Below are 11,928 nucleotides of genomic sequence, written 5' to 3' on the forward strand. Positions count from 1 at the left end.
TTAAAGTGTCATATTGACGCCCTAAACTAAGCCTCGAATTAAATCAAAAGTGGTTGTAGAAACGTCACTAACGGAGTGAACCTATGTTCAAATCTACATTAAATCGAGTTTTCACCGCAGCGGCCGTTGCCGGCAGTTTAGCGATCGCGAGTGTTGCTGCTCAAGATAACGACTTACCTGAATATCAAAAAATCAGTGGTCTATCGGGTAACTTATCATCGGTTGGTTCAGACACTTTGGCTAACCTGATGACGTTCTGGGGTGAAGAATTCAAACGCCTTTACCCAAGCGTAAACATGCAGATTCAAGCAGCAGGTTCTTCAACTGCGCCACCTGCACTGACTGAGGGTACTTCAAACTTCGGCCCTATGAGCCGTGAAATGAAGTCGAAAGAAATTGAAGCATTTGAAAAGCGCCATGGTTACAAGCCTACCGCTATTCGCGTAGCGATTGATGCACTTGCGGTCTTCGTGCATAAAGACAATCCTATTAAAGGCTTAACGATTCCAGAAGTCGATGCGATTTTCTCTGCAACGCGCAAGTGTGGTGCAACGGATCCCGTTAACCGCTGGGGTCAATTAGGTATGGACGGTGCGTGGAAAAACCGTGACTTGCAGCTTTACGGCCGTAACTCAGTATCTGGTACCTATGGCTACTTTAAAGAAGTTGCACTTTGTGACGGTGACTTCCGTTCTAGCGTCAACGAACAACCGGGTTCAGCCTCAGTGGTACAGTCAGTGTCTGCGTCGTTGAACGGCATCGGCTACTCAGGTATCGGTTACAAAACCTCTAGTGTGAAAGTGGTACCACTGGCACGCGCTGAAGGTCAGCCTTTTGTTCACGCAACACCTGAGAACGCGCTGTCTGGCGAATACCCACTAGCACGTTTCTTGTACATTTACGTGAACAAGCATCCGAACAAACCATTAGCACCTGCAGAGCAGGAATTCATTAAAATGGTATTGTCAAAGTCTGGTCAGAAGATCGTGAAGAAAGACGGTTACATTCCATTGCCAAAAGCACTGGTTGAACAAGAGCTAGCAAAACTCGGCATCCAGTAACTGATTGTTGAACTTTGAAACAGCCGCTTCTGCGGCTGTTTGTGTTTTATGACCGAAAAATGACAGGCATGTAACAATACTGTCATAATCCTGTTTTATACTTCGCGTTAAGTAATTCGTGAACGCTGTTCACGGCACATTCGAGTAGGGATTCTGGAGTACTGCATGAGCTCAGATTCAGCCCAACAATTAGCCGCAAACCGCTCACGCCTGATTAAAGATAAGCTGGCGAAATATGGCGTGACTCTAGGCGGAACCATGGTATTGGTTGCGTTGCTGCTGATTTTCTTTTACCTGCTGTACGTAGTAGAGCCTATCTTCCGCTCCGTTGAGCTAGACCCACAGCAACAGTTTGACCTTCCTGGCAAGGGACAAACCTTAGTGATGGGAATGGAAGAACAAAGCGAAGTGGGTTACCGCTTTACTGATAGTGGCGAAATGATCTTTTTTGCTACCCAACCTAAAAAGGCATTTGACCGTGAACCCGGCGATATCCTGTTAGAAGAGCAAGTGGTGGGTGCCGATGAAATGGTAAGCTTTGCTAAAACCTTGCCGGTGAACCATCAGTATGCAGTGGGGACCAAAGACGGTAAGGCGTGGCTGTTTACTCCCACCTTTGATGTGAGCTTCCCCGGTAAAGCAGGCGGAACAGAGCCGAAACGTTTAATTGAGCCCAAGTTAACCCGCTTGAACGATGGCAAACCTTTGCTGATCGACCAACAACATCGGGCGCTGACTAAACTCGCTTATGAGACCAACGATAAAGCCAAGTTATTTGTTGCGCAGACCGCTGATGGCAAATTAATCAGCACGTTTTTCGAAACCCGAAGCAACTTTTTAACCGGCGTGAAAACCCTAGTTCCGCACTACAACGCGTTAACGTTCGAGAAGCCGGTAGACGATTTGGCGATTCGCCCAGACTTGCGCCAGTTTATGGTGTTGTCGGGTAACCAGTTACAAGTATTCGATGTCAGTATCAGCGGTCAGGTAACACAAGGCCAACGTGTCGATTTAAAGTCTAAGCTGTTGGGTAAACCGGAACGTTTGCAGTTGTTAGCCGGCGCTAGCTCGCTACTGGTTGCACACAAAGGCGGTAAAGTGAGCCAATGGTTTGAGGTGGCTGGCGACCAAGGCCGTGAGTACCAATTTATTCGCTCGTTCAAAACGGCCGGCGAAATCAAAGATATTGTTGTTGAATACTACCGTCGCACCTTCTATACCGTGAGTGATACGGGAGCGTTAGATATCTTCCATACCACGTCAGAAGCCGACTTATACCATGACAAGCCAGAGGGGCTGAGCTTGAGCAAAGTCAGTGTAGGCCCGCGGGCAAATATGCTGCTGACCCAAAGCGGTGACCAACTGCACTTGTTCCGCCTCCACAACGAACACCCTGAAGTCAGTTGGAGCGGGTTATGGCATAAAGTGTGGTACGAGGGCTACCCAGAGCCAACCTACACTTGGCAGTCCACCTCGGGCTCTGACGACTTTGAACCGAAATTCAGCTTAGTACCGATTTCGTTCGGTACCATTAAAGCCGCCGCCTACGCGATGTTGTTCGCGGTACCGATTGGTCTGGCTGCTGCAGTATACACCGCATACTTCATGTCACCGTCGATTCGCAAAGTGGTGAAACCGACGGTGGAAATCATGGAGGCGTTGCCAACGGTTATTCTCGGTTTCCTCGCCGGTCTGTGGCTGGCGCCGCTGATAGAAGAATATCTGCCTGGCATAATAGCGGTACTGATTTTATTGCCGGCGGCTATTATCGGCTCGGCAGCAATTTGGAGTCAGTTCCCAGAACGTATACGCACGAAAATTAACGATGGAAGGGTCTCGCTGTTATTAATTCCGGTGGTTGTTTTGGTGGGTTGGGCATCGTTTGCTATGAGTCCTTGGTTGGAACACGTGTTGTTCGACGGCAACGTGCGTGGCTACCTGACCAATGAACTCGGGATAAACTACGACCAACGTAATTCCCTCGTGGTGGGCATTGCCATGGGTTTTGCGGTAATTCCGACCATCTTCTCGATTGCCGAGGATGCGATTTTCAGTGTGCCTAAACACCTTTCTAACGGTTCGTTAGCCTTGGGGGCGACACCGTGGCAGACCTTGATGCGAGTCGTATTGTTGACTGCTAGCCCAGGAATTTTCTCTGCCGTAATGATGGGGCTTGGTCGGGCCGTGGGTGAAACCATGATTGTCTTAATGGCTACCGGTAATACACCGATTATGGACTGGAACATCTTTGAAGGGATGCGTACCTTATCGGCTAATATTGCGGTTGAGATGCCAGAGTCAGAAGTGGGCAGTTCGCATTACCGGATTTTATTCCTTGCGGCCTTTGTGTTGTTTATTTTCACCTTTATTTTTAACACCGTCGCCGAGTTTGTCCGTCAGCGTTTGCGTGACAAATACAGCTCGATGTAATCCTAGAGGTATTTCATGAAGAATTGGTTTGCATCAGGAAAGCCCTGGATCTGGATGACAGCGGGCTCCGTAAGTATCAGCCTAATTGCCGTACTGGGACTGGTGATGATGATCGCTTGGAAAGGATTATCATTTTTCTGGCCAGCGCAGTTGCATGAAATGCAGGTGGCAAACACCGATGGCGAGGTTAGTACCCTAATTGGGGAAATCTATGATAGCGAAAATATACCGCTATCTCGCCTCAGCGAGGCAGGCATTACTTTAGAGGGCTATCACGAAGATAGAGTTACCCGCTTGCTAATGAAAATTGGTAATCGTGAATACGTGCCGTTGGACTTTACTTGGATTATTAAACCACTGATCAAGAGCGATAAAACTCCTGACGGCTTGGCGAAAGTAGAGCGTAGTAAAGACGGGAATTTCTATGGTTACGTCGAAGATGTTTTAGAAAATGGCCAGTCAGTCGTTAATGATGGCAACTTACGGGCAGTATTAGCAAAGCGCATTGCGCGCGTTCAAGCGCTTAATGAACAAGCACATGAACTGCAAACAGACGAAATAGGCAGCATTAATTATGAGCTTAATGAACTGCGATTAACGCAACGCCGTTTGGAAATGAACAACGAGCTTACCGATGCTGCGCTTGCGGAATTGGAGCATAAGCGCGAACAGTTGCATCAACGTTATCAAGAATTGGAAGATAAACTATTTGAACTAAGGGACCGTGCTAAGCGAGACGCGGTTGTAATTAGGGACTTCCGCAATAAAGAAGTGACATTACCGATGTATGAGGTAATAGCTATCACTTTTCCCAATGACATGAATGTGTTGGAAAAAGCGGGTCACTTCTTAGCGCAAATATGGGGCTTTGTCAGCGAGCCTCCGCGCGAAGCCAACACTGAAGGTGGGGTGTTCCCGGCGATTTTTGGCACCGTATTCATGGTGTTATTGATGTCGATTATTGTGACGCCGTTTGGCGTGGTCGCGGCAATTTACTTACACGAATATGCCGGTAAGAACGCCATTACCAAGATGATCCGCATTGCGGTGATCAACTTGGCCGGTGTACCGTCGATTGTTTACGGGGTATTTGGTTTGGGCTTCTTTGTCTACATGGTAGGCGGCAGCATTGACCAAGTGTTCTATCCAGAGGCATTACCTAGCCCAACCTTTGGTACGCCTGGGGTATTATGGTCGGCGATTACCTTGGCTATTTTGACCCTGCCGGTGGTGATTGTCTCTACCGAAGAGGGGCTGTCGCGGATTCCAAGTTCAGTCCGTGAAGGCAGCTTGGCGTTAGGTGCCACCAAAGCGGAAACCATCTGGCGTATTATCGTGCCGATGGCATCGCCAGCCATTATGACTGGTCTTATTTTGGCCGTTGCCCGAGCTGCCGGTGAAGTAGCGCCACTGATGTTAGTCGGGGTGGTGAAGTCAGCCCCAACGCTGCCCGTGGACGGTAACTTCCCGTACTTGCACTTAGACCGTAAGTTTATGCACTTGGGCTTCCACATCTATGATGTCGGCTTCCAAAGTCCGAACGTGGAAGCTGCACGACCGCTGGTTTATGCCACGTCGTTTTTATTGGTCACCGTTATCGTTGGCCTGAACTTAACAGCGATTGGGGTGCGTAACCACCTTCGCGAAAAATTCCGTACGTTGGATCAGTAATGCTACACCAACCGTTGCATTCAACTCGCGCAAAAGGTTTAACAGTATGATTTCGGTAAACCCGACGAACAGCAGTGCAGAGCCACTGGATTTAGAAAATTTGACCCAGGAGCAAACCACGTTAGAAATTAAAAACTTGGATTTGTTCTACGGTGAGGCGCAAGCCTTGCATGATATTTCGATGAAGATTCCAAAGAACCGTGTTACCGCGTTCATCGGTCCGTCAGGTTGTGGTAAGTCGACGTTGCTACGTTGCATTAATCGGATGAACGATCTGGTTGAGATCTGCCGTATCGACGGTGAGATCTTGTTGCACGACAAGAACATCTACGAGCGCGATGTCGACGTAGCGGCGTTGCGTCGTCGCATTGGCATGGTGTTCCAACGTCCCAATCCGTTCCCGAAATCCATTTACGAGAACGTGGTTTATGGCTTGCGCTTGCAGGGCGTGAAAGATCGCCGTGTATTAGACGAAGCGGTAGAGCGTTCGTTAAAAGGCGCAGCCTTGTGGGACGAAGTAAAAGACCGCTTAAACGAAAATGCTTTCAGCCTGTCTGGTGGTCAGCAGCAACGTTTGGTGATTGCGCGCTCAATTGCGATTGAGCCAGAAGTGCTATTGTTGGACGAACCGACCTCTGCACTCGACCCGATTTCGACACTGACTATCGAAGAGCTGATCACTGAGTTGAAAGAAAAATACACAGTGGTGATTGTGACCCATAACATGCAACAAGCGGCGCGGGTTTCAGACCAAACAGCGTTTATGTACATGGGTAAATTGATTGAATACGCAGACACCAATGCGTTGTTCACCACGCCGGCTCAGAAGCAGACGGAAGATTACATTACCGGTCGTTACGGTTAAGCGAGGACGCAATGGATAAAATTAATGTTGGCAAACACATTTCAGGTAAATTCAACGAAGAGCTAGAAGCCGTTCGTAACCGCGTACTGAGTATGGGCGGACTGGTTGAGCAACAACTGCAAGATGCGCTGTCGGCGGTTGAAGCATTTGATGAGCCACTAGCGGATAAAGTGTTGAGTAGCGACCACAAGGTAAACGCGCTAGAGGTGTCTATTGATGAAGCCTGTGTGCAAATTATTGCTAAACGCCAGCCGGCTGCCAGTGATTTGCGGCTAGTGATCGCGATTTTGAAAACCATCGCCGACCTAGAGCGCATTGGTGACGAAGCAGAGCGGATTGCTAAAGTCGCAAAAGAGAGCTTTAACAACGATCAGCAACAGTTCTTGGTAAGCTTAGAAAACCTAGGCCAGCAAGTACTGGGTATGTTGCACCGGGTGTTGGATGCGTTTGCACGGATGGATTTAGAGGCAGCGTATGAGGTTCACCAGCAAGACGAGCAAGCGGACCGCCAGTACGAGGCGCTGACGCGCCAGTTAATGACTTACATGATGGAAGACCCACGGGCAATTCCAAAAATCATGAACGTCCTTTGGTCAGCGCGTTCTTTAGAGCGTATTGGTGACCGTTGCCAAAACATTGCCGAATACATCATTTTCTTTGTCAAAGGCAAAGATGTACGCCACGTATCAGCAGAATCGATTGAGCGTACTGTAAAAGGTAAGCAGGGCAGCTAAGCCCTGCCTGTTCTAGTTAGCCTAGAGTAACTCCCGGGCGCGAATCGTGCCTGGGATGTCTTTCAAGCGTTGCAATATTGCTTGAGTGTCCTGACTATCCACATCAATCACCACATAACCGATGGCTTCGTCGGTTTGCAGATACTGCCCCGAAACGTTCATCGATGATTCACTGATCACTTGGTTAATCGCATTCAACATGCCTGGCCGGTTTTGGTGAATGTGCAACAGTCGCCGAGCATCAGTGTGCGCAGGCAAGCTAACCTCAGGGAAGTTCACTGCCGACAGGGTTGAGCCATTATCCGAGTAACGCACCAACTTACCCGCCACCTCGATACCGATGTTCTCTTGCGCTTCTTGCGTAGAACCACCGATATGCGGCGTTAAAATACACTGGGTAAGGCCGCGCAACGGCGATTCGAAGGCTTCGTCGTTGCCTTTCGGCTCTTGCGGGAATACATCGATAGCGGCACCACTTAAACGCTCAGACTTCAGCGCCTCGGCTAAAGCGTCGATATCAACCACCGTGCCCCGGGAGGCGTTAATTAGCGCACTGCCAGGCTTCATTCGGGATAACTGCCGGGCTCCAAACATCATGTGGGTCTGCGGCGTTTGCGGCACGTGCAACGTTACGATATCGGCTTCGCTGAGAAGATCGTCTAGGGTGCTGACGGGCACCGCGTTACCCATCGGCAGTTTATCCTCAATATCGTAATAGCGAACTTGCATGCCCAGTTGCTCGGCTAACACGCTGAGCTGACTGCCGATGTGTCCGTAACCAATAATCCCTAGTACCTTGCCACGGGCTTCAAACGATCCAGTGGCTGACTTATCCCAGCCGCCTTGGTGTGCCATAGCATTTTTGTGTGGAATACGGCGCAACAACATAATGGCTTCGGCGAGGACTAACTCGGCAACGCTACGGGTGTTAGAGAATGGCGCGTTGAATACCACAATACCGCGCTTTTTCGCCGCATCGAGCTCTACCTGGTTAGTGCCAATACAGAAACAGCCGATGGCGATCAGCTTATCGGCGTAGGCCAACACTTCGTCGCTAAGCTGCGTGCGTGAGCGAATGCCGATAATATGGGCATCGGCAATTTTTTCTTTTAGTTCGGCATCGGACAATGAGGTTTTTAGGTACTCAATTTGATGGTAACCGTGGCGCTCGAATAATTTTACTGCGCTGGGGTGAACCCCTTCTAGCAGCAGTACGCGAATTTTATCTTTTGCTAAAGACAAGTCAGCCATGGTTATTTCCTTTTTCGCGTTTCGGTGCCATTGGCGGTGGCAACAATGGCGACATCAGCATTACGGTTGGCGAATAAGCCGTTGGTAACGACGCCAGTAATTTGGTTCAACTGGCGTTCGAGTTCAGCGGCATTAAGGATATCGAAGTGATGCACATCGAGGATCCAGTTACCGTTGTCGGTCACCACTCCCTGACGCCATTCAGGGTCACCACCGAGCTTAACGATTTGCCGGGCGACGTACGATCGCGCCATAGGAATGACTTCTACCGGAACCGGGAAAGTGCCTAAACGACCGACCCATTTTGATTCATCAACGACACACACAAATTTATCCGCCACTGCGGCGATGATTTTTTCTCGGGTGAGCGCGCCGCCACCGCCTTTAACCATTTGTAAGTGTTCGTTAATCTCGTCCGCTCCGTCGACATACACCGGCAGTTCCGCAACGTTGTTTAGGTCAAACACTTCGATGCCATGTGCCTGTAGGCGTTCGGTGGATGCTTGAGAACTGGATACCGCGCCCTCGAACTGATGTTTGCGCTGGGCTAGGGCATCGATAAAGAAGTTAACCGTGGAGCCGGTACCGACACCGACCACAGAACCGGGTTGAAGAAAGTCGAGGGCTGCTTCTGCAGCCGCTTTTTTTTGCGCATCTTGCGGACTAAGAGACATAAGCGACGGCTCATTTTTTCGGCGAAAAGATGCACTTTAGTATACGGGAAAGCGGGGGTAAAAATCAGCAAAAAATCCAATGTTTGCTGGGGGTAATGATATGCGGCAGAGGAATGTCCCAATGCTCCGCTGGAATATTATCGACACGCTGGCAATCGTGGGCTAGGCCAATCGGAATAAGGTCGGGATAATCGCCACGTTGCCAGTGCGCTAGAGTACGATCGTAGTAACCGCCACCCATGCCCAGACGCTGACCCGTGGCATCGAACCCCACCAGCGGCATAAACAAAAAACGGACCCGCGAGAGTGGAATGATGCGCCCACAATGCAGCGCGGGTTCGGCAATACCGTAGCGGTTTTTTGTCATCGGCACTTCGGGGTCGTAATGTTGAAACAGTAATTGCCCAGGATTGAGTGGATGCAACACCGGTAATGCGGTGGGCATGTGTTGCTGCCACAACGCATCAATCAGCAATGAGGTGTCCAACTCGCCTCCCAAGCTGTGGTAAGTACCACAATACTGGTCCGGCTGTGGTTGCTGTTCAGCAATAAACGCCATGGCTCTATGGCAAACTTGCGCCGCCGCTTGTTGTTGCTGCGCTTTACTTAATGCGGCACGGCGTTGTTGCAGTTCGCGCCGCAATTGCTGGCGCAGACTCATGGCTTAGCTGCAAGCTTTCCTAGTGGGCTATCGAGTGACGTTGGCGGCTCGGTAAACCATTTGGGGCCGCTTTCGGTCATGTACAGGCAGTCTTCTAAGCGCACGCCAAACTGTCCAGGAATATAAATGCCCGGTTCGTTCGAGAAGCACATTCCTGGCTTTAATGGCGTGGCTTCGTTATGCACGAAATTCACACGTTCATGGCCTTCCATGCCGATGCCGTGCCCAGTGCGGTGAGAAAGCCCTGGCAATTGATAATCTGGACCGTAGCCCATGGTTTCGTAGTAGGCGCGCACAGCATCGTCGACGGTTCCCGCCGGTTTACCCAGCTTGGCGGCGTTAAAGGCAATATCTTGGCCGTTACGCACGGTTTCCCAAACCTTACGTTGGTGTTTACTCGCGCTGCCATAAACCAATGTTCGGCTGATATCAGATTGATAACCATGCACGGCACAGCCACTATCGAGTAAGACAATAGAACCGTCTTTAATGGTTTGCTGTTGGTGGGTGCCGTGCGGATAGGCGCTGGCTTCGTTAAACAACGCTAAACACCACGGGCTACTACCCCCCAATGCGACCTGCGCCTGATTCATTAGTTGCTTGGCATGCGCTTGGGTCATGCCTTTTTCGAGGTTGTTAAAAACAAACTCATAGGCGCGCAACGTGACTTCGCTGGCTTTGTGCATGAGCTGTAATTCGTGCTGTGTTTTGTACATACGGCAGCCCAGCGTAACCGGCTCAGCCAGGGTATGCGTCATGTTGTTGGCAATGGCCATAATGCCATCGACGACAAAATAGCGAACGCTACTTTCAAAGCCGATGCGACCATTATTGATGCCACGGTCTTTTAATACTTGAACGACGCGTTGGAACGGACTTTCATGCTCTTGCCAAACGCGAACATCGCTGCCTACTTGCAAGGTTTCGCGAATGCTGGGCTCTTCGAAGAAGGGGCAGACCACTGCAACCTCACCCTCGCGCGGGATCACCAACGCGGTGAGGCGTTCACTGCGCCACCACTGAATGCCAGAAAAATAATCCATCGCGGCGCCGGGCTCGAGCACCAGTGCGGCGATATCATATTGCTGCATTAACTGTTGGGCTTTGGCGATGCGCTGGCGCCGTTCGGCTGCACTGATAGGCGCAACAGAGCCAGTAATATCGGTTAGGCCGTCGAGGCTGGAGGTTTTTGCTTGTGCCTTACTCGCCGCAAGAACAGAGCCGCTAAGCGGCAGACTCATTGATGCAAGGCCAAGCCCTGCAAGCTTTAAAAAACCGCGTTTGTCCATGCTATCACTCAATTGTTAGGTTGGTGGTTCCCCAAGATGCCGCTGCGTGGCCGTAGCCCTTGAACCCACTGGTTCAAGGCGGGGAGCAATTGGTATCCGTCGTAGGCTTCCCGATGCGTGTCGGGCTTGCTCATGACGGGCCAGTGATCCCCTTTTTCAAAAAGCATCGGCTCAGGGACATAAGCCTGCTGGCGAACACCCCAGGGAACCGCAAACTGGTTATCGGCGTGAGTTGCGTTGCTCGCTCATCGCTTGTTCGATGGTCGCTTGCAGCAACTGAATCTTTTCTTCCAATTTCGCGGTACGTTCGGACTGCTCACGTTGTTCCTGCATCCATTCGTGACACAGGTTCAATGCTGTCATCACAGCAATTTGTTCAACGTTCGTCAACTGTGTTGCAGTTTTCGTCTGGCGCAATTTTTCGTCCAGCAAATCAACGGACTCTTGAAGCGCTGATTCCTGCCCTTGTGGACAACTCACGCGGTAATTGCGGTCCAGCAAAGTAATATCCATTGTGCGCGCAGACATGTTAGCAATCCTTCTAGTACTGACGTAAAAAGTACCTAACACAGCACCCATAACAGGTTACTGTAATGCATCCGATTTTGATCATTATGACATGAGCGAACCGCGCTTGTCAGCTAGCGTCTGCATTATCCGAGTGTTAGGATAAAAGTCAGTTTAGCGCAAAAAAGAGTGGCAGCCCGATGGCGTCAAATTCACAGCAATACAATTACGACCGCCTCAGTGAACAACTGCAACAGCACGATGTTCACCCTAGCGCGGCAGACATTCACGGTATGTTGACCGGGCTTTTGGCCTCAGGAACACCGTTAACCGATGACGATTGGCTGGTATTGATGAGCGACCTTGCCAATGAAGGGCAAGCTTTTGATAGTGCCCTGCTGCCATTATTACGCAATTTGGCAGAGGATACGTCGGCAGGGTTGCGCGACCGTGAGTTCGGTTTTCAACTGTTGCTGCCAGAGGAAAAAGCGCCGTTGCATGAACGCCTGCAGGCGTTGGTCGCCTGGGTACAATCATTTTTAGTCGGGTTTGGAATAAACCAAACCAACCTTACGGCACTATCTAAAGACCTACGAGAGGCAATTGACGACATGGTCGAAATTGCCAAGTTGGAATTTGAAGCCGAGGACAGCGAAGAAGCCGAGCAGGCTTACGACGAGGTGTTAGAATATTTACGTGTGTCGGCGATGATGTGTGCAGCCGAATTGGCACAAACCCCTCGCAAACCTGCAGCCTCGGGCAAAACCCTACATTAATCGATGGAG

At 50.2% G+C, this 11,928-nt stretch carries 11 protein-coding genes and 1 other RNA gene; 6 read left to right on the forward strand and 6 right to left on the reverse strand.

The window, feature by feature from the left end; genetic code table 11:
• Positions 1 to 83 precede the first annotated feature (83 nt).
• From CWI84_RS04185 to phoU, 5 genes are all read left to right on the forward strand, one after another.
• Entirely contained in the window at positions 84 to 1,061 is a 978-nt protein-coding gene (locus tag CWI84_RS04185) for a PstS family phosphate ABC transporter substrate-binding protein (RefSeq protein WP_126841322.1), read from the forward strand.
• Positions 1,062 to 1,226: 165 nt separating this feature from the next.
• Complete coding sequence (locus CWI84_RS04190; RefSeq protein WP_126841323.1) at positions 1,227 to 3,491, forward strand: ABC transporter permease subunit; 2,265 nt, start codon at positions 1,227 to 1,229, stop codon at positions 3,489 to 3,491.
• Between the two features lie 15 nt (positions 3,492 to 3,506).
• Entirely contained in the window at positions 3,507 to 5,162 is a 1,656-nt protein-coding gene (gene pstA / locus CWI84_RS04195; RefSeq protein WP_126841324.1) for a phosphate ABC transporter permease PstA, read from the forward strand.
• A gap of 46 nt (positions 5,163 to 5,208) precedes the next feature.
• Positions 5,209 to 6,027: a phosphate ABC transporter ATP-binding protein PstB gene (pstB, locus tag CWI84_RS04200; protein ID WP_126841325.1), complete on the forward strand. Its 819-nt coding sequence runs from the start codon at positions 5,209 to 5,211 to the stop codon at positions 6,025 to 6,027.
• An 11-nt stretch (positions 6,028 to 6,038) separates the two neighbouring features.
• Positions 6,039 to 6,761 (forward strand): phosphate signaling complex protein PhoU, encoded by a 723-nt coding sequence (gene phoU, locus CWI84_RS04205; protein ID WP_126841326.1) that lies wholly within the window; start codon positions 6,039 to 6,041, stop codon positions 6,759 to 6,761.
• A gap of 21 nt (positions 6,762 to 6,782) precedes the next feature.
• On the opposite strand, the gene serA is transcribed toward phoU, so the two are convergent.
• From serA to CWI84_RS04235, 6 genes are all read right to left on the reverse strand, one after another.
• Positions 6,783 to 8,012, reverse strand: coding sequence for a phosphoglycerate dehydrogenase (serA, locus tag CWI84_RS04210; RefSeq protein WP_126841327.1), 1,230 nt, complete (start codon positions 8,010 to 8,012; stop codon positions 6,783 to 6,785).
• A gap of 2 nt (positions 8,013 to 8,014) precedes the next feature.
• The gene (gene rpiA / locus CWI84_RS04215) at positions 8,015 to 8,686 is read right to left on the reverse strand and encodes a ribose-5-phosphate isomerase RpiA (RefSeq protein ID WP_126841328.1); all 672 of its coding nucleotides are present in this window, start codon (positions 8,684 to 8,686) and stop codon (positions 8,015 to 8,017) included.
• 64 nt (positions 8,687 to 8,750) lie between these two features.
• Entirely contained in the window at positions 8,751 to 9,347 is a 597-nt protein-coding gene (locus tag CWI84_RS04220) for a 5-formyltetrahydrofolate cyclo-ligase (protein WP_126841329.1), read from the reverse strand.
• Positions 9,344 to 10,636: a M24 family metallopeptidase gene (locus CWI84_RS04225; protein ID WP_126841330.1), complete on the reverse strand. Its 1,293-nt coding sequence runs from the start codon at positions 10,634 to 10,636 to the stop codon at positions 9,344 to 9,346. The genes CWI84_RS04220 and CWI84_RS04225 overlap by 4 nt, the downstream gene beginning before the upstream one ends.
• Before the next feature lie 24 nt (positions 10,637 to 10,660).
• Positions 10,661 to 10,846, reverse strand: a non-coding RNA gene (gene ssrS, locus CWI84_RS04230) — 6S RNA.
• Positions 10,847 to 10,855: 9 nt separating this feature from the next.
• Positions 10,856 to 11,164: a cell division protein ZapA gene (locus tag CWI84_RS04235; protein WP_126841331.1), complete on the reverse strand. Its 309-nt coding sequence runs from the start codon at positions 11,162 to 11,164 to the stop codon at positions 10,856 to 10,858.
• Positions 11,165 to 11,343: 179 nt separating this feature from the next.
• Here CWI84_RS04235 and CWI84_RS04240 point away from each other — a divergent pair, with 179 nt between their 5' ends.
• Positions 11,344 to 11,919, forward strand: coding sequence for a UPF0149 family protein (locus tag CWI84_RS04240; RefSeq protein WP_126841332.1), 576 nt, complete (start codon positions 11,344 to 11,346; stop codon positions 11,917 to 11,919).
• Positions 11,920 to 11,928 lie beyond the last annotated feature (9 nt).

Source organism: Idiomarina tyrosinivorans (genome assembly GCF_003987475.1).
Lineage (GTDB): Bacteria > Pseudomonadota > Gammaproteobacteria > Enterobacterales > Alteromonadaceae > Idiomarina > Idiomarina tyrosinivorans.

Bases quoted from the DNA above. Each gene is read 5' to 3' on its own strand.
- CWI84_RS04225 (WP_126841330.1), bottom strand. From the start codon at position 10,636: ATGGACAAACGCGGTTTTTTAAAGCTTGCAGGGCTTGGCCTTGCATCA.
- CWI84_RS04240 (WP_126841332.1), top strand. From the start codon at position 11,344: ATGGCGTCAAATTCACAGCAATACAATTACGACCGCCTCAGTGAACAA.
- rpiA (WP_126841328.1), bottom strand. From the start codon at position 8,686: ATGTCTCTTAGTCCGCAAGATGCGCAAAAAAAAGCGGCTGCAGAAGCA.
- CWI84_RS04220 (WP_126841329.1), bottom strand. From the start codon at position 9,347: ATGAGTCTGCGCCAGCAATTGCGGCGCGAACTGCAACAACGCCGTGCC.
- pstA (WP_126841324.1), top strand. From the start codon at position 3,507: ATGAAGAATTGGTTTGCATCAGGAAAGCCCTGGATCTGGATGACAGCG.
- serA (WP_126841327.1), bottom strand. From the start codon at position 8,012: ATGGCTGACTTGTCTTTAGCAAAAGATAAAATTCGCGTACTGCTGCTA.
- pstB (WP_126841325.1), top strand. From the start codon at position 5,209: ATGATTTCGGTAAACCCGACGAACAGCAGTGCAGAGCCACTGGATTTA.
- CWI84_RS04185 (WP_126841322.1), top strand. From the start codon at position 84: ATGTTCAAATCTACATTAAATCGAGTTTTCACCGCAGCGGCCGTTGCC.
- CWI84_RS04190 (WP_126841323.1), top strand. From the start codon at position 1,227: ATGAGCTCAGATTCAGCCCAACAATTAGCCGCAAACCGCTCACGCCTG.
- phoU (WP_126841326.1), top strand. From the start codon at position 6,039: ATGGATAAAATTAATGTTGGCAAACACATTTCAGGTAAATTCAACGAA.
- CWI84_RS04235 (WP_126841331.1), bottom strand. From the start codon at position 11,164: ATGTCTGCGCGCACAATGGATATTACTTTGCTGGACCGCAATTACCGC.